Consider the following 17157-nt stretch of genomic DNA (forward strand, 5'->3'; position numbering starts at 1 on the left):
CCTCCGCCGCGAACGCCTCCAACTCACCACGCACCACAGCAATCTCGTCCGGAGTCACACACACTCAACGCCACACCGGGCCGGAAGGACACGCACCACCTCAACCGACCTGACCAAGCCCTACTAGCTACTTGCCCCTGAAAAAGGGTTTGGCCTGGTGGCAGGCCGGTTGCTGTGGGCTCGCTCCTGTGTCGGGGCCCGGGGTAGTTGCGTCCTCACCGGCCGCTGACGGTCATCCGGTGGAGGTTGTAGGCGAAGATCCCGAGTCCGGCCCAGGTCTGTGCGCCTGCCAGGCGGCGCAACCGGGTGCGGCGGAAGCCGAAGCTGCGTTTGAGGTGGCTGATGCGGGCTTCGATGCCGACTCTCCAGTTCCGCATCCGGCGGAACGGGCGGGTGCGCTCGTGCTCGCGTCGTGCCTTTCCCGGTGTTCCGTTGCGTTGGAGGCCGATCCGCTGGACGCCGAGTTCGGCCAACACCCGGTCGTTGGCGGCGGTGCCGAAGCCGCGGTCGGCGACGACGGTGCCGGGCGGTCGGCCAGTCAGCGTGGCCACCCGCTCGACCGAGGGCACAAGTTGCGGTGCGTCGGGCGGGTTCCCGCGGTTGACCTGGTGGTCGACGACGAAGCCGCGTTCATCCTCGGCGACCAGGGCGGTGTAACCGAACTGAGTGGGATGCTGGGGCTTGCCCTTGCGGATCGGCCGGGCATCGGGGTCGGCCAACGACACCAGCCGGTCGGGAATCGTGCGGATCTACGCCAGCCGCAAAGCCGTCTGCTCCAGCAGCCGGCGAGTGCCCGCCACGGTCTCGGCCGGCTCACCGACCAGGTGCGTCAGCTGCCCCGAGGGCTGTTTGCCCAGCGCGCGACGGGCGTTGCGCTCCACCGCTGCAACGTCTCGCAATGTCGCGTGGGCCACGGTCGCGATCTCGCCGGTCAGCCGGTCGATCTCCCCCAGCGCCTGGCCGGTACGCCGTGGCAGCGTGCGGGAGATCTCCTTCAGGCGGCGCCCAGCGGATCGGCTGCGATCACGGAGCGCGCGCCTTGCGGGTCCGGGAGCGATCCCTCCGTGGTGCTTGAGTGCGGTGAACACCGAGCCGGGCGGCTTGCCGGTCTACCTTGGGATGACGCCGATCGACTCCCCCAGCCCTCCACGCCGCCACAAGTCGGCCTTCCTCTCGTCGACATCCCCGGCCGACCCAGTCTCGCCACGTAAACGGTCCTCAACCAGCAGTGTTGCTCTGACCGGTTGAATCCGAGCATCGTCCCGTTGCGGGATCGTCAATCGGTCCGGGTGCGGAGGCTCCGCGCCAGGGTGGGGATCATCACCGTCGCAGGGACGAGGTGTAGCCCGAGGAGGGCGATGGTGGTGGCGGTGTTTGCCCCGGAGAGAAGGGGCGGCACCAACGAGATCACGGTCAGCGACACTGCCGTCCACACGAATCGCTCGGCGGGGCGAGCGCTCCAACGAAGAAGAGCGACGGCAATGACGACGCCCACGACCGAGAAGAAGCCGGTCACCACGGCGAGCCCGGACAACGGGATCGTCTCGCCACCCTCGGGGACCTCGAAGTCGACGCCAACGGCCTGGGCAAGCGCCGCGGCGAGGGTGGTGGCCACCATCGCCGCGAGCGTGGCAATGAAGCCGGTGCCGGCGAGCCCGCGGAGTCGGTTGGTGTGGCTGGTCTGGCCCGATGCCGGGCCTGCGCCGACCCCCGTGTCATTCATGCTGTTCATGTCGTTCCTCCGTCATTCGGCAACCGGCGTACGGGGTGTGTTGACTGGCATGTGACGGTCTTGGCCCTGGGGGTGACGATGCGCACCCTCGCCGTGCGACGGCCGGGGTTCCGCAGGGCGCGGACGCCGGTGCCGCGGAGCCAGAACCCGGCGTCGCGTCCGAGGACCGGCCCGGGCTCACCGTCGCGCAGCTCCAGCTGCACCCGCCCGCGGGTGACGACGCCGAACGCGCCGTTCCACTCCGCCGCGACCACCGCGACACGCGCGCCACCATGCAGCGTGAGCGTCCGCACCGGGACTACTCCGTGCCGTCCGCCGGCAGGAGCTCCGGTAGCCCGAGCCGCGGGAACTGGTCGTCGTGGAACGTGACGATCTCGGTGATCGCCCCGCCGGTGACGCGCAGAACGTCGAGCGTCAGCGGCAGGTACGCGCCCTCCTGCTCCCGCCAGAGGTAGAAGGCGACGGCGGGCTGCCGGTTCACGGCGGTGGGGACGCCGCGCAGGCCCTTCATGCCCTCGAAGCCGTCCTCGACCCAGTCGTTCACCACCGCGTCGCGGCCGACGTACAGGCCCGGCGTGGGCGGCATCGAGCAGCGGACGTCGTCCCGCAGGAGTGCGGCGAGGCCGTTGACGTCCGTGGCCACGCTGGCGTCGGTGAAGCGGCGCACCAGCTCGCGCGTCCCGGCGTCCTGTTCGCCGCCGGTCCAGTCCTGCCGCTCGGCGGGCAGGTGCTCCCGCATGCCGGCGCGGGCCCGCTGCAGCGCGCTGTTCACGGAGTTGACGGAGTCCCCGAGGAGCTCCGCGACGTCCTTCGCCGGCCAGCCGAGCACGTCGCGCAGGATCAGCACGGCCCGCGGGCGCGGCGCGAGGTGCTGGACTGCGACCAGGTACGCCAGCTCGATCGTCTCCCGCGCGACGGCGACCGTCTCCGGCTCGTCCGCGTCGCCTGCGGGCAGCTCGTCGAGCAGCCGGTCCGGGTAGGGCTGCAGCCACAGCACCTCGCCGCCGGTCGCAGGCTCCGGGCGGTACTTGGCGAGCAGGTCAAGGCAGGCGTTGGTGGCGATCCGGTACAGCCAGGCCCGGAACGTCGACCGCCCCTCGAAGGTCTCCCGCCGCCGCCAGGCACGGAGGAACGTTTCCTGCACCGTGTCCTCGGCGTCCTCGAACGACCCGAGCATCCGGTAGCAGTGCACGTGCAGCTCCCGCCGGTGCCGCTCCGCCAGCCCCGAGAACGCCGGCTCGTCGACCTCGCTCAGCCCGCTCACGCCCAGCTCCTCCAGCCGCGTGTCCGCACTCATCACGTCATCCTTCCGCCTCATCGTGTCCCGTCGTAGGTATGACGGCTGCGGGCGCGAAAACTCATCACTGGGGTCGGTCGGCACGGCTGAGCGTTTCTCATCCTTGGTAGGTCGGTTTTTCGACGTGGTGGAGAACGAGGCGGCCTGCACCATTGCGGTCGTCCGAGAGGGCCCCGGCGCAGCGTGATCAGGATTTTCCAGGTCTTGAGGGTGGCGACGGCGCGTTCGCCGCGGCAGCGGATCCGGGCAGCCGGGTTGAAAGACGCCCACGAGAAGGGCGGCCACACCGAGTGCCACCCCGCCGCCTCCGGAGCAGCCGAACTGGATGGCATGCCGCGGCGTGCCGAACTCCGCCGTGAAGATATCGAGCACCTGCGCCTGTTCGTCGCGCTGTGCGCGCGGATCGAAGTGATAGGTGCGGTCAGGACGACAGTCCGTGCCCGCGTAGGCGTAGCCGTGGTCAAGGAAGAACTGGGCGCGCGGCGTCGCATGAGCGAGATTGACGACGGCGTCGAGGTCGTTGACCACCGTGCCGTTCCAGTTCGCCGGTATCCGGATTGCGTACGCGGTGCCATCGGGGAGTGTTCCACTGCGCTGCTGCGGCCCGGGGTCGGTCGCCTGCGCCGCCGCAGGCACGGTGTCGGGCAGGGCCGCGCCGGCGTGCTCTATGAGCGGTGCGCGCACCGCGGCAGCAGCCTGTTGTACGGGCGCATCGAGGACGACGGCATCCGCTGCTGCCAGATGTTCTGGGAGATGGCCGAGGACGACCTCCGCAAGTACCAAGGGACATCGAGGCCCCACGGCTCCCGGGGCCCGATCACCCTGCACTCCGAGGAGACACTGGCGACCTCCGAGCGCGGTGTGGTGATGGTGCGCCGCATGCTGCGCGCCACGGTCGACGACGTAGAGGCCGGGAAGGACCCGGCCCTCGTGCCCACCGCGTGCGATGCGCTTGCGCGGGTCTGGTCGTATCGCCGTGGACCGCGCTTGTCTGCTCTTACGGGCCTTACGGGTCTTACGGGCCTTACAGGCACACTGCGGGCACGAGCTGCGAGGACCGGCGGGCAGAGCGCGTGGATGAACGGTACTGCGCTGTCGGGCTCGGGGCCGCCACCACGAGGTCGACGGCCTGGTGCCGCTCTCTTTCTGGGGGCGGAATTCCGGTCACCGGTGGCGCCTCCGCTTGATCCGTGTGATCGTTTCAGCCACCCGTGATTCACCCTCAGCAGCGGCAAAGCGGCAGGAAACGGGCCGGACCGGTCGCGCACCCGCGTGGGACGCGGGCCGTGCGCCGGACTGTTACCGGCGTTCCGGGTCGATCTGTACAGGTTCTGAGGCACTATCCAGTGGTGCTCCCTCCGATATCCCGGCTACCGGTGTCCGGAACGGGGATACCGGATGCCGCACCGCAACCGCAGTGGCTGAAAACGTGTCTTTGGACGCGTGGCCGAAGCTCCGGGGCGGGCGAGTCTCCGGTAGCACGTGCGGCCTTGGGGGGCTGGGATGAACACATGGGGAGTACCCGGATACACCGAGTCACTGGAGCTCGGATCAGGGGCGAGCGGGCGGGTCGTCCTGGCCGTGCACGAGGAGACGGGCGTTCCGGTCGCGGTGAAGTACCTCAGCGAATCACTGCGCACCCGACCGGGCTTCGTACTCGAGTTCAGGGCGGAGGCGCGGCTACTCGGCGGCCTGGAGAGCCCGTACGTCACCGGGCTGTACGAGTACGTCGAGAGCCCGGACGGTGCCGCCATCGTGATGGAGCTGGTGGACGGTGTCTCGTTGCGGACCCTGCTGGCCCGGGAGAGTCCGCTCGATCCCGAGGCCGCGCTCGTGGTCCTCAAGGGGTCGTTGCTCGGCCTGGCCGACGCGCACCGCATCGGTGTCGTCCACCGCGACTACAAACCGGCGAACGTCCTGGTCATGCCGGACGGATCGTCCAAGCTGGTCGACTTCGGGATCGCGGTGGACACCGGCACCACCGTCGGCGTGGCGGGAACCCCCGCCTACATGGCCCCTGAGCAGTGGACCGGTGCGCCTGCCTCTCCCGCCGCCGACGTGTACGCGGCCACGGCCACGTTCTTCGAGTGCCTGACGGGCCACAAGCCGTACTCGGGTGACAATCTCGCCGAACTCGCACTGCAGCACGTCGACGCGCCCGTCCCCACCGAGGAGGCCCCCGAGGCGGTGCGGGAGCTGGTCCGGCGCGGTCTGGCCAAGGATCCGCAGCAACGGCCCAGACACGCCGAGGAGTTCGTCACGGAACTGGAGGCGGTTGCCGGCGCCGCCTACGGGCCCGACTGGGAGGAACGCGGCCGCGGCCGGCTCGCCGCGCTGGTGGCCCTACTGCCCCTGCTGTTGCCCTCGGCCCGCGCCCCGCGAACCACCACGGACACCGCACGCACGGTCCTGAGCGAACCGGGCGTCGGCTGGGCGCGGTCGTGGCGTCCCGGCCGGCCAGGGATGCTGGTGGCCGGTGCGGCCGTGCTTCTGGCGGTCCTCCTTACGTACGGCATCCAGCACGCCCCGCTGGGAACGGATCCGCAGCAGGCGGCGCAGGCCCTGGCCACCACCAGAGCCCAGCCCGGCGTGGAGTCGGGAGAGCTCATAGCTCCGCCAACCGCGTCGGCGAACTCGTCCCCGCCGCCCCCGACGTCCACCGTGTCACCCAGCCTGTCGCCCTCGGACTCGGCGACGGCCGGCACCGGCGAGCCCTCGGCATCCGCCGCCACCACGGACCCGGCCCCTGAGACGACGACACCGAGCGCGGCGACCACCGAGGCGACGCCGACGACCGCTGCCCCCACGTCGCCGGCCGCTCCCACCCCGCCGGCAACTCCCGCCGTCAAGGACGTCGCGGTGTCGGGCTTCCGGCAGACGGGTCCGACGACCGGCACGGCAACGATCGACATCACCACGGACGGCACCGGGCCGATCTCCATCACCGTCTCGTGGTCCACGGGCGACACCGGGGGACTGCTCGGCGCCCCGGATGGTGCGTCCCAGACGTTCGAGCGCAGCGGCGCCACCCAGTACGCGCTCACCATCGACCACACGTTCCAGGGCACCGGCTGTTACTGGGCGGTGCAGGCCACGACCACTCCGGTCTCTGCCGACGGCGGCGCCTCGCAGCAGCTTCTGACCAGGCGGTGTGTCATCCGATGAGCGCTCTCAACGACCGCACTCCCGCGTCTGCCGAGGACCGGGAACCCACCCAAGTGCTCGGCTCCGCCGACGAAACCCGGGTGCTCGACCCGGCCGACGACCACACCTCCACCCTCCACCTCGGCCCCACCGACGAAAACGCCCCGAGCGACGATCCCGGTTCCGCCGACGCCCAGTACAGCGCCACGGTGTTGGCCAGCCACTGGATCCAACGGCCCGAACCGGACGCCACCCTGGTCGGGCGGCCCTCCGCGGAGACCCTGCCGACACCGACACCGACGACGCGGCCGGATCGCGTTGAAGGCACCGTGCTGCGTTTCGGCCCGGGGGTGACGGCCGCTGTCGCGCACCGTACCCACAGGACGCTGCCCTCGGTGCCGCCACCTCTCGAGCCCCCACGCCGACGTCTGCGAAGACACGCTCTGCCCGCGCTGGTGCTGATCGCGGTCATCGCCGTCCTCGCCTGGCAGCGCCTCGGGCCCTCCGTCGAGGTGCGCACGGCAGCGGTCACTGCCCGGCCGACGGATCTGGGATGCGACGGCACAGCGGACATAGTCGCCCTCGTCTCCACGAACGGCCGGCCGGGCACACTCTCCTACCGCTGGACGCGAAGTGACGGCACCGCCTCGGGCGTCCTGCGCGAAGTGGTGGTCCAGGGCCAGACACAGGCACGTCTGCACCTGCAGTGGACATTCCAGGGCAAGGGCCACTACACGGCAGAGGCCGAACTACGGATCCAGTCCCCCGCCCACCGCACGGTCACCACCCACTTCACGTACGACTGCCCCTGACGAGACCCGGCATGGCGCAGGTCAACTGCCGGTCCGTGCAGGTGCCTTGCCGTGCTGGTCGACGACCGTGCGCTCCATGACGGCGCTGGTCCCGAACAGCGTGTCGGAGGTGATCCCCTTTCCCTCGTCCTTGGTGATGTACGAGCGTGAGCCGAGGAAAGCCAGGCTGTCCCTGTCGAAGATCCATTCGTCACGGGTCGCGGAGGAGGCGTCTTCGCGTGTCACGGCGATGCCGTGACGGCCGGCGGCATCGACGGCGTCGGGGATCTCCTGCACGCCGGGGATCTTCGCGGCCGCCTTGTAGAACGCGGAGGCGTTCGCTGACGGCATGATCGTTTCGCTCACCAGGTCGCCGATCGTGGAGAAGACGGCCTGCTCCTTCGACTCGCCTTCGTCCACCCTGGTCTGGGCGTAGAGCAGTTGGAGCAGCGCGTCCGGATCGGTGGGAAGTGAGGCCAGCCACTTGTACGTGGGGTGGTCGGTGCCCGCCGGAACGGGATCGGAGGACTCGACGGGGACCATCTGACCGGGCATCACGGAGCCCTTGCCGGATTCGCGAATCCACCCGGTCCTGGTGACGGGGCCGGGATCCTGCGACGTCCAGACCTCCCGCTTGTGCAGGGCACTGAGCCGCACGGGACCGTCGAGAGTGCCCTCGTTGGAGCGGGTCAGGCTCTCGACGTACACGAACTGCCCCTCCTTCACGGGCGTCGCGTCGGTTGCCATGGCTGCTACGGCGATCCGGTTGAGAACGGCGGAGGCACTGTTGGCGCCGACGGCCCGGGTCGCCGGGGCCGAGGTGTCGTCACCGCCGGAGAGCGTGACGATCAGCGCTCCAGCCAGCGCCATCGACGCGAGGGGCAACAACACGACTCCACGCAACAGTCGACGGCGTGGTGCCGGGTGCGCCTGGACGGAAGGGGTGCGGTCGTGGTCGATGTGCTGCATCAGAATGTCCTTGTAGTAGAGGTGTCTGTCCGGCGGGAGGTCCCATTCGGCCGGAGCCGACAACAACTCCTCGGTCTCACTCCCGGCGGAAGCGGCGCGCGACGGATCGCTGTTGTTCATCCGGTTTCCTCCTGCAGAAACGTGGCCGCGAGCGCGGCCTCACTGTCCTTCTCTCCGCGAGGGCCCCGCGGTTCCGCCTCCGCGCGGTCGAGTTGCCCGGAGCTGATCCGGGCAAGCCGCGCCCGTGCGCGCGACAGCCGCGACCGCACGGTGCCGACCGGGATGCCGAGCGCCTCAGCGGCCTGCTGGTAGTCCAGACCGGCCGACACGCACAGGGCGAACACCTCCCGGTCCTGGCGGCGCAACCGGCCCAGCGCCTCGTGAACCACCGCCAGACGGCGGGCGTCATCGATCCGGCCGACCGTCTCCTCCGCGAAGTCCTCGACGGGACGGGGTTCGGGGCTGCGCGCCAGGAAGGCGAGCCGTCGGCCCAGCCCACGGTTGGCGTTGTGCGCCTTGTGCGTGGCGATGCCGAGCAGCCAGGGCTTGAGTGAACCGCCCTCCGGCTCCACCGCCTCCCGGGCACGCCAGGCGGCGAGGAACGTCTCGGACATGGCCTCCTCGGCCTCCGACCAGTTGCCGGTCAGGCGCAGAGCATGGCTGTAAACCGCCCGCGCGTGCTCGTCGTACAGGTCGGCGAATGCCGCACGGTCCCCAGCCCGGATGCGCCCACGCATCGACTCCGATGGTTCTGTTTGCCTCACACTCACTACTCTCCGCGGACCTGGCGGAGTTCCTGTGGCCTCCGCCACACCGCTAACGCGGGTCCGGAAGACTTGGAGGATCTCGAGGTCGGCAACTGCATGGAGTCCTTCGAAGCCGCGCTCGGTTCCGACGAGGGACGGGCTACGGGCCGCGACCACCGGCAGATCGCTCCACCCCGCTCTCATCGCCGCGCTGGACGAGTATCCGCCGGTTCTCCGTTCGCGGTGATCGTGGTCTTGCGAGTGGGCGTACTCCCGTGACATGCGGTGTCTCGACGGAGGCGGCTCGACCGCGAAGCAAGCGGCGACTGGTGAAGCAAGTACTGCCCGAGGCCGCAGAGTTACTCGCTCAGGACATGACGTGGCCGCGGGGAGCAGCTCTGCGGCGGCGCTCTCCGCGGATCCGCCTACCGCTGGCACGCCGACGGGAGGGCGGTATGGAGGCTGTGCAGTCCAAGCGTCCGCAGTCGGCGCCGGTTTCCCTGTCTCATCGCCTGGGTCTCGGCGTTGGTGCTGTGGCCCGGTGCTCGGTCGGGCTGATGCCGCGCAGGCGCTTGAACGCGACGCTCAGCGCGAAGGTGTTGGCGTAGCCGACCTTCCGGGCGATCGAGCCGACCGTGGACCCGGCATCTCAGCCCGTCACACCGAACCGAATCCGCTCCACGACGACGCCCGCACGGCCTTGGCCGCCAACATGGACCTGACCGACATGGGCGACCACAAGGCCGTCGGCCCCGCCCTGCTGGAGATCGTGGACGCGGAGAACCCGCCGCTGCGCGCGGCCGGCCGCAGCACACACACCGGCCGCCTGGCAGCACGCCCCGGAAACCCACGAGACTCTCTGGAAACCTGCCCCAACAGCACACCGCAGCACGCCCGGTGAGCACCGACCGCCCTGACTGCAGTTCCCAGATGACAGTGCGGCGGAGCGCAAGACATCACCCGAGAGGAACAACCGACGCTGTCTGTCCGTACTATCGCAACACGGGGACGCCCCACAGCAGTCGAGGCCCACCCCCAGCACCATCGACGTCAACGGGAGCACCTCGCCGCCCAGGCCCCAGTTTGCGGGTTCCTTCAGCCCGCGGCCGCGACCCCAAGGAAAGGCCAGCACCATGCCTGACAGCCAGACCCCCACCACCGAACTGACCTCGCAGTACACCGCCCAGGTGGCCGGTGACCTCGAGCTCAACGCCAAGGAGCAGGAACGCATCACGGCGGAAGTCGACGCGCTGCAGGAACAACTGCGCGCCCTGCAGCACGACCACACCGTGTTGACCCACTTGCAAAAGACGCTCGGCGTCGCGAGCCCGGCGACACAGCCCGCCGTCGAAGAGGCCGCAGCGCCCTCGGTACCGCGGCAGAAGACCGGCACCAAGCCCGGTGCGGGCAAGCAGGCACGGGCGAAGAAGGCCCCCGCTGCGCAGGACGGCAAAGCAGCCACGAAACCGGCATCCAAGAAGCCCGCAGCCGCGCCCAAGACGACAGGCACGGCCGCGAAGGCGACCGGGCCCACCCTCGTCGAGCTCATCCGGCGCCACCTCGCTGATCAGAGCGAACCCCGCTCCGCGGCGGAAGTCGCCACCACGCTCGGCCAGGCCCATCCCGACCGCGCCATCAAGACCACCGTCGTGCGCACCACACTCGAAAACCTCGTCGCCAAGAGCCACGTCCAACGCAGCAAGCAAGGCTCCTCCGTCTACTACACGACAGCCGAGCCCGAGCCGACCGCCGCCCTGGCAGAACAGACAGACCCGGCCACCGCCTGACCGACATCCGCTGCAGGACCACCATCGAGGCACCGACCACACCGCCACCGCCGAGCGGACGGCGCCCGAACCGTGGCCTCCTCTGCAGGCCTGCAATCCCAAACCGGTCGCCGCTGGAGATGATCTGTCGGGGCACAAGGGTGAGCCCCGACATGACCGTCACCCGGGCCCACCCTCCTGTCACGCGAATTCCGGGCTGACGGACAGCGTCGGCCAGAGGCGGAACCGGGCCACTTCGCCCTGGATATAGAGGAGCATGGGTCTGAACACCTCTCCGCCGTCTGCGGGGTGTAGTGCCAAGCCCAACTCTCGGACCTCCTTGATGGCCCATGCCGTGTCCCGAGGGAATCCGGTTCGCCTCGCCCCCTCTTGCATCTCGAACAGATGACGCACGGCCTCCCAGCCCGCAGCAGGCGTAAACCGACCCAAAACCCAAGGCTGGTCGCCTTGTGGAGCGGAGGGCACCCCAATGATTGTGTCGCCGCTCTTCAGCTCCCAGGCGGAAACCTCGTCAGGTCTCACGACTCGCGTCACTCCTTCCCTGAGAACCCCTAAGGGAATGCCCCCGTTCCGTCATCCGATTCCTGGTTTCTCAGTCCGGCCGCGTATGCCAGCGGCGGCGCGATGGCCTGGGCATCCGCTCCCTCGCCGACCCACAGCGCGATGAACAGCGCGGCGGTCGCTTCCAGGAGTCCCGCACGTTCGAGACCGCCGCCAGCCACGGGTTCACAGCCCACGTCCTGCACCAACTCGCGTACGCGCGCGAGTGCTCTCTCGTCGTCTCCGCAGACCGGCACGGCCAGCGGCCTCCCATCGAAGACTGGCGGCCGCATGCGCCACACGTCCTCGTGGCATAGGTTGAAAGCTTTGACCACGTGGGCTCCCGGTGCTGCCGCGGCCAGTCGCTGTGCGGCCGAGGGGCCTCCCTCCGTCAGCAGCCTGAAGCCCTGCCCGACCGGGTTGGAGCAGTCGAGCAGCACTTTGCCGTCCAGGGCCGTGCGCAGTCCCCGTACCACGCTTACTCCCGCCCCGAAGGGCAGCGCGGCCAGCACCACCTGGCCGGACTCTGCCGCCGCACGCAGACTGGCAGGCTTCGCGCTGCCTCCGATGCGCGTCGCGAGCCGCTCCGCCTTGTGTGGGTCCCGTCCCCCGATGGTCACCTGGTGCCCGGCCCGCACCCAGTGGGTGGCGAGCGCGTCGGCCATGTTGCCCGTTCCCAGTACGCCGATTCTCATCACGCGTTCCCTCTCCGTGCCTGCTTCGACCGTTCGCACCGACGCTAGAGGGCCTGTCGGGCACCATTTGGTACGTGACGACCGACGCCTTGCTCGCCGACTGCCGTGCCCGCCTCGCCTTCGACCTGCTTTCCAACACATGGAACGCCGTGGTGCTCTGGGCGCTGCGCGACGGCCCCAGGCGCCCGGTCGAACTACGGGAGCGGATCGGCGGTATCAGCTCCAAGGTCCTCACCGAGACTCTGCGGCGGCTGCAGTTCAACGGACTGGTCGTCCGGCAGGCACACTCCGACGCAGCACGGGTCGAGTACCAACTCACCGTTCTGGGCCAGACCTTGCTGGCGCCCATCGACGCCGTCGGCGCATGGGCCTTCGAGCACGGCGATGCGGTGATGGCAGCCCAGGAAGCGGCATGCACATCCGACCCGCAGTCCCCTCCGCCTACGTGCTAGACCGGTCAGCAGAGTGAGCGCAGACGTCGCCAGCAGATGAGTGCACATCCCTGAGCGAGGAAGGCTTCGTGTCGCTGTTCCCACATATATCTGGGACGTTCCCAGCCCTGACCGCTGCCCGACATGGAGGCCGAGCGGCTCGGCCTCACGGGAGCTCAGGGGCGAACGCCTTGGTGAATACGGCGAGCCACTCGGTCGGCGAGGTTGCGGTTCCGGTCCTCACACGGGAGTAGTCGTCTCCGTAGGAGTGGCCCCGGGTCGGCAGACTGCCGTCGGGAAACGCGGCGAGGCCGCCGCCACCGTGAACGCCCTGCCGTGGCCTCGGTCTGGTCCGGAACGGCGGGCAACCCCTTGAAGGCATCGACATGGGTTCCTCCCTGCGACCTCACGACACGGCATCGGCCAGCAGCAGCTGTCCCCAACAACATGCGTATCCACGCCGGGAGATGAGCAACAGAGTCCCTCTGTTATGGTGCGCCGATGTCACCGATCAAGCAGTTCCAAGTCACCTTCGACTGCGCAGAACCTGCGCGCCTCGCCGATTTTTGGTGCGAGGTGTTGGGGTACGTCGTACCGCCGATCCCGAAGGGGTTTGCCACTTGGGAGGACTACCATCGCTCGCTGCCGCCTGAGGATCAGGTCACCTACTTCGCATGCGGTGATCCCTCGGGTGCGGGCCCGCGCCTGCTGTTCCAGCGCGTTCCCGAAGGAAAGGTCGTCAAGAACCGGGTACATCTCGACGTGCGGGCCGGCACCGGACTCGTGGGTGAAGAGCGCCTCGCCACACTAGAGGCCGAATGCGCACGACTGGTCGCGCTCGGTGCGGTCCACGTACGAACGCTGCTTGCCGATGACGACAACGAGTCGTGCATCCTGATGCAGGACATCGAGGGCAACGAGTTCTGTCTCGACTGAGGATCCTCCGCGACAGCGAGATCCGGGGTGCTTGCGGCCCATCTCGATCAGGGCCTCCCTGGTGGCGCCGATGGCAGCGTGGGCAGCCTTCTTGGCCATGGTGGTCTTGGCGAAGACCTTCGGTTTGAAGTCCTCCACGGCCGGCGCGTCGTGGTCACGGACGACGGACTTGGCCCACTTGCGCGCCGCGTCCTGGCGCTGCCGGGCCACCTCCGATGCGTCCTGGCCCGGAGCTGCTTCGCCGCGCGATACCCCTTCGACCCAGTCCTTCCCTTCTTCGGTATGCGGCGGGCCATCACTCGGTCGTACCGGGTCAGCTTCCCTTTGGCCTTCCGCCCGCACTGGACGTGTGGGAGGTCATGGGCGTCGCTGGTGGTGGTCGCGGTCTCCCTCACCCCCAGCCCCAGTCGATACCGATCACACGGGCGGTGGCAGGCAGCGGCTGCATCTCAGCAGGGACGACGAAGCCGGAGACCAGTGCCCCAGACTGTCCCGATACACCCGCACCAAGGACGGGTCGGCGTGCAAGGCACGCGACCACACCACCGTCAAGGCGATGCCGCCCGCCAGGTGCAGCCTGCCGTCCTTGAGACGGAAGCCACGCCGGGTGTAGGTCAGCGTCGGCAAAGCCTCGCGCTTCTTCTTCCACTTCGGCATCCCCGCCCGGCGGTGCTGCGGACCCCACTCACGGATGTCCTCGTGCGCCTTGGCCTTGGCAGTGGACTTGCCGAAACCCCGGATCAACTGCTGCTGCGGAACACTGGAGCCCTCCCGCAGCCACGCATTCGTGGTGCGGGCCTCGGTCAGCATCCGGTGTCGAGCTGCGCCGGGCCGCACCTTGCGGGCGCGGTTGGCCTCCTCGGTGAGAACGGGCGGGCCAACCGTCGGGCACGTATCGCAGAGGAACACCCTGCGATCAGGAGGAACTCGGCGTCGCTGACGGTCAGTTCGAGGGGAACACTCAAGCGAGGGGCTATGTCCATCCTCTCTCACGTCCGGTGACGGGTGCTGTGTCGATGCGGTAGCCGACGCCTGCCACGGTGGCGATGATCCAGGGCTCGCCGAGGCGTTTGCGCAGCGCCGAGACCGTGATGCGCACGGCGTTGGTGAACGGGTCGGCGTTCTCATCCCACGCCCGCTTCAGTACTTCTTCGGCGCTGACGACACCGCCTTCGGCAGCGACGAGGACTTCGAGCACGGCGAACTGCTTCCTGGTCAGCGCGACGTAGCGGCCGTCCCGGTAGACCTCCCGGCGGAACGGATCCAGACGCAGACCTGCGATCTCCCGCACGGGTGGTCTGCTGTGGGCGCGCCTGCGGTCGAGCGCCCTGAGCCGCATGACGAGCTCTCGAAGCTCGAACGGTTTGGTGACGTAGTCGTCGGCGCCGAGCTCGAACCCGGAGGCCATGTCCTCGAGCCGGTCGCCTGCGGCGAGCATGAGGATCGGCATGCCGCTGCCGGAGGCGACGATGCGTTTGGCGATCTCGTCACCGGAGGGTCCGGGAATGTCTCGGTCGAGGACGGCGATGTCGTAGGCGTTGACGCTCAGAAGTTCCAGAGCGGTGTCGCCGTCACCTGCGATGTCTGCCGCGATCGCTTCCAGGCGCAGGCCATGGCGGATAGCTTCAGCCATATGGGGTTCGTCCTCGACGATCAACACACGCATGCCCCGAATGCTATGCGACAGCGGTCAGCAGAGACTCCCCGTAGATGGCCACTTAGTGCTCAACCTATGGCCAACGATGCCCACGGACGGCTAGATATCACCCCGACCTGGACCGCTACCGGTCGACGAAGCCGGCCGGTGTGAAGAACAGCAGGGAGATCATCGAGATCCTTGAGGCATACGACCTCACGGGGAGTTACCGTGCGGCGGCCGAGCCGACCGACTGCGACCACCACTCGGTGGCCCGATATGTGACGGCTCGGGCCGAGGGCAAGAGCCGAACCGAGCGGCAGCACCGGGACCGCCCGATCGACGAATGCGTCACGAAAATCGGGGAGTTGGTGGTGAACTCCCACGGCGTCGCCGCGATCCGGCCCACAGGCTCCACCCTCACTTCGTAGTCAGCCAGGGTGACTCCCTCCGCCTCAACCAGGCCACAAGCGGCCGGGGTTGGTCTCCTTGCGCTGACCCATCCGGCCGACAGCGGGGAGATGTCCGGCCCCGGTTGGGGAGGTTCTACTGGCCGTCCCCGGGGAGAACTGAGTGGCCGTTGACACTACGGGCCGACGCATATCGTCGGCATATCGAAAAACACATACGTCCTGGCAACACCACGCTGCCTTGACTGGAGGGATGTCCTACAGCGAACCAGCACGAACAGCAGCGCAGTCTTTGCCGTCCTTGTCCTCCTCAGCCGCCCGGCGCGCTCCCGGGCGGGGCGGTGTGTACTGCTCTGCTCGTGGTGTCGGTCAGGGTGTTGCCGACAATCCTCACGTCAGCCTCCTCGCTGCCGGCTCCAGTGGGGAGGCACCCTCATCCTCGGGTGGCCTTCGTGCCGGGATGTGCCTGCCCATCTGCTCACTGATCGGCGCGCGCAGCCAGTCGCTCCAAGAAACGGCACGGCCTTGGCGTGCATCGCTGTCGACAGTCCACACCTCCCGGGCAACCGCCCGGCCCTGCGGATCCCATGCTCGCCGGCAACCGTGTCAAGCGAACAGTGCAGTGACCTGGTGGCACCCGGGGGGCATCAGCGCTCTGCCCGAGAACGCCGACGTGAAGATGGTCGACCAGTGAGCCGAACTGCGCACCACCGAGGGGTTGGGGCCGCGGGCGTGAGTCTGACCGTCGGACCGATCAGTGCCGCCGAGCACTTGGCGTTCGTGCGGACACAGCGCTCGGTCAGCTTCCTGCAGACCCCCGCATGGAGCAGCGTCAAAACCGAGTGGCGCAGCGAGTCCCTCGGCTGGTACGACGGCCGACAGCTGGTCGGTGCCGGGCTCGTCCTGCACCGGCCGGTGCCGCGGCTCGAGCGGTTGACGCTGGCCTATCTGGCCGAGGGCCCGGTCATCGACTGGACCGGCGAGATTGACGCGTGGCTCGACCCGCTGGCGGACTACCTCAAGGCACACGGCGCGTTCGCGATCCGGCTCGGCCCGCCGGTGTCCACGAACACCTGGAGCGCCGCCCAGGTCAAGGAGGGCGTCGCCGACCCGGACATCAAGCGGCTCACTGACATGTCCGCCCAGTGGACCAACCCGGTCGGCGTCCGCGTGGCCAGCCGGCTCAAGGACGCCGGCTGGCTGCCGCAGAACCCGGAGGACGGCTTCGGGGTCGGGCATCCACAGTTCAAGTACGAGATTCCGCTGGCCGGCAAGACCGAGGACGACCTGCTCAAGGGCATGAACCAGCTCTGGCGCCGCAACCTCAAGAAGGCGGCCAAGGCGGGAGTCGAGGTCACGGTCGGTGAGGACCTGAAGGCGTTCCACGACCTGTACGTCCACACCGCCGAGCGCGACCGCTTCACACCCCGGCCGCTGCGCTACTTCGAGATCATGTTCGCGGCGCTGAGGGCCGAGGACCCCGAGCGGATCAAGCTCTATCTGGCCCGCCACCAGGGCGACCTGGTCGCCGCCACCATCATGGTCCGCGTCGGCGCCCACGCGGTGTACTCCTACGGCGCCTCCTCGACCGAGAAGCGCGAGGTGCGCGGCTCCAACGCCTGCCAGTGGAGAATGATCCGCGACTCGCTGGCGGCCGGCTGCGACGTCTATGACCTGCGCGGCATCACCCCCACCCTCCACGCCGACGACCCGCACGTGGGGCTGATCCAGTTCAAGGTCGGCACCGGCGGTGAGGCGGTGAGGTACGTCGGCGAGTGGGACCTGCCACTGCGGCCGATGGTCTACCGGACCTTCGACCTCTACATGAAGCGGCGCGGGCGCTGAGCCTGGGTCTCATGGTGGTCGGCGACCGTCGGCGCGCCCACGTGCGTGAGGTCGTCGACCGGACGCTCGGCCTGGTGCCGGTCGCCAAGGGCTACGACTACGGCTACGGCCTGGTGTCCGCGTACGAGTGACTCAGGCGAGTACGGGGACACCAGGTCGGCTCGGCCCGGCGCGCCGACCGACCGAAGGCCGACACGC

The 17157-nt window shown here is 69.0% G+C and carries 15 protein-coding genes and 5 pseudogenes; 9 read left to right on the top strand and 11 right to left on the bottom strand.

Annotation, left to right across the window (positions count from 1 at the left end; translation table 11 throughout):
* Window positions 1-215: 215 nt before the first annotated feature.
* The 5 genes and pseudogenes from ACTWQR_RS49560 to ACTWQR_RS49580 all read right to left on the bottom strand — a co-directional run.
* Window positions 216-1055: pseudogene (locus ACTWQR_RS49560) on the bottom strand (transposase); the annotation flags it as partial.
* Between the two features lie 221 nt (window positions 1056-1276).
* Window positions 1277-1732, bottom strand: coding sequence for a DUF6069 family protein (locus tag ACTWQR_RS49565; RefSeq protein WP_443233928.1), 456 nt, complete (start codon window positions 1730-1732; stop codon window positions 1277-1279).
* Complete coding sequence (locus ACTWQR_RS49570) at window positions 1729-2025, bottom strand: hypothetical protein (RefSeq protein WP_443233929.1); 297 nt, start codon at window positions 2023-2025, stop codon at window positions 1729-1731. Before ACTWQR_RS49570 ends, ACTWQR_RS49565 begins: the two co-directional genes overlap by 4 nt.
* Before the next feature lie 5 nt (window positions 2026-2030).
* Window positions 2031-3029, bottom strand: coding sequence for an RNA polymerase subunit sigma-70 (locus tag ACTWQR_RS49575; RefSeq protein WP_443233930.1), 999 nt, complete (start codon window positions 3027-3029; stop codon window positions 2031-2033).
* 97 nt (window positions 3030-3126) lie between these two features.
* Window positions 3127-3277 (bottom strand): annotated as a pseudogene (locus tag ACTWQR_RS49580) (IS5/IS1182 family transposase); the annotation flags it as partial.
* On the opposite strand from ACTWQR_RS49580, the gene ACTWQR_RS49585 reads away from it, so the two are divergent.
* The 3 genes from ACTWQR_RS49585 (at window position 3240) to ACTWQR_RS49595 (ending at window position 6985) form a co-directional block, all read left to right on the top strand.
* On the top strand, window positions 3240-4244 hold the full coding sequence (locus ACTWQR_RS49585) for a hypothetical protein (protein WP_443233955.1): 1005 nt from the start codon (window positions 3240-3242) through the stop codon (window positions 4242-4244). The pseudogene ACTWQR_RS49580 and the gene ACTWQR_RS49585 overlap by 38 nt on opposite strands.
* A gap of 288 nt (window positions 4245-4532) precedes the next feature.
* Entirely contained in the window at window positions 4533-6194 is a 1662-nt protein-coding gene (locus ACTWQR_RS49590; RefSeq protein WP_443233931.1) for a serine/threonine-protein kinase, read from the top strand.
* Entirely contained in the window at window positions 6191-6985 is a 795-nt protein-coding gene (locus ACTWQR_RS49595) for a hypothetical protein (RefSeq protein WP_443233932.1), read from the top strand. The genes ACTWQR_RS49590 and ACTWQR_RS49595 overlap by 4 nt, the downstream gene beginning before the upstream one ends.
* Before the next feature lie 21 nt (window positions 6986-7006).
* Here the strand turns inward: ACTWQR_RS49595 and ACTWQR_RS49600 are convergent, their stop codons facing one another.
* The 3 genes and pseudogenes from ACTWQR_RS49600 to ACTWQR_RS49610 form a co-directional block, all read right to left on the bottom strand.
* Window positions 7007-8053, bottom strand: coding sequence for a CU044_5270 family protein (locus tag ACTWQR_RS49600; RefSeq protein WP_443233933.1), 1047 nt, complete (start codon window positions 8051-8053; stop codon window positions 7007-7009).
* Window positions 8050-8670, bottom strand: coding sequence for an RNA polymerase sigma factor (locus ACTWQR_RS49605; protein WP_443233934.1), 621 nt, complete (start codon window positions 8668-8670; stop codon window positions 8050-8052). The genes ACTWQR_RS49600 and ACTWQR_RS49605 overlap by 4 nt, the downstream gene beginning before the upstream one ends.
* 514 nt (window positions 8671-9184) lie before the next feature.
* Window positions 9185-9328 (bottom strand): annotated as a pseudogene (locus ACTWQR_RS49610) (AraC family transcriptional regulator); the annotation flags it as partial.
* Window positions 9329-9391: 63 nt separating this feature from the next.
* On the opposite strand from ACTWQR_RS49610, the gene ACTWQR_RS49615 reads away from it, so the two are divergent.
* Both ACTWQR_RS49615 and ACTWQR_RS49620 read left to right on the top strand, forming a co-directional pair.
* The gene (locus ACTWQR_RS49615) at window positions 9392-9580 is read left to right on the top strand and encodes a hypothetical protein (protein ID WP_443233935.1); all 189 of its coding nucleotides are present in this window, start codon (window positions 9392-9394) and stop codon (window positions 9578-9580) included.
* 232 nt (window positions 9581-9812) lie between these two features.
* Window positions 9813-10466, top strand: a complete 654-nt coding sequence (locus tag ACTWQR_RS49620) for a BlaI/MecI/CopY family transcriptional regulator (RefSeq protein ID WP_443233936.1) — start codon at window positions 9813-9815, stop codon at window positions 10464-10466.
* A gap of 551 nt (window positions 10467-11017) precedes the next feature.
* Here ACTWQR_RS49620 and ACTWQR_RS49625 read toward each other — a convergent pair.
* Window positions 11018-11701 carry an NADPH-dependent F420 reductase gene (locus ACTWQR_RS49625; protein ID WP_443233937.1) on the bottom strand — a complete coding sequence of 228 codons (684 nt, stop codon included), beginning with the start codon at window positions 11699-11701 and terminating at the stop codon, window positions 11018-11020.
* A gap of 74 nt (window positions 11702-11775) precedes the next feature.
* On the opposite strand from ACTWQR_RS49625, the gene ACTWQR_RS49630 reads away from it, so the two are divergent.
* Window positions 11776-12153: a winged helix-turn-helix transcriptional regulator gene (locus ACTWQR_RS49630; RefSeq protein WP_443233938.1), complete on the top strand. Its 378-nt coding sequence runs from the start codon at window positions 11776-11778 to the stop codon at window positions 12151-12153.
* Window positions 12154-12633: 480 nt separating this feature from the next.
* A complete protein-coding gene (locus ACTWQR_RS49635) occupies window positions 12634-13068 on the top strand; it encodes a VOC family protein (RefSeq protein WP_443233939.1) in 435 nt (144 codons plus the stop codon).
* A 27-nt stretch (window positions 13069-13095) separates the two neighbouring features.
* On the opposite strand, the pseudogene ACTWQR_RS49640 reads toward ACTWQR_RS49635, so the two are convergent.
* Window positions 13096-13964: pseudogene (locus ACTWQR_RS49640) on the bottom strand (RNA-guided endonuclease InsQ/TnpB family protein); the annotation flags it as partial.
* A gap of 77 nt (window positions 13965-14041) precedes the next feature.
* Entirely contained in the window at window positions 14042-14734 is a 693-nt protein-coding gene (locus ACTWQR_RS49645; protein ID WP_443233940.1) for a response regulator transcription factor, read from the bottom strand.
* A 140-nt stretch (window positions 14735-14874) separates the two neighbouring features.
* Here ACTWQR_RS49645 and ACTWQR_RS49650 point away from each other — a divergent pair.
* A pseudogene (locus ACTWQR_RS49650) lies at window positions 14875-15093 on the top strand (IS21 family transposase); the annotation flags it as partial.
* 753 nt (window positions 15094-15846) lie between these two features.
* Complete coding sequence (locus tag ACTWQR_RS49655) at window positions 15847-16959, top strand: lipid II:glycine glycyltransferase FemX (RefSeq protein ID WP_443233941.1); 1113 nt, start codon at window positions 15847-15849, stop codon at window positions 16957-16959.
* Window positions 16960-17157: the final 198 nt, after the last annotated feature.

It is taken from the genome of Streptomyces sp. 2A115, assembly GCF_052245575.1.
GTDB lineage: Bacteria > Actinomycetota > Actinomycetes > Streptomycetales > Streptomycetaceae > Streptomyces.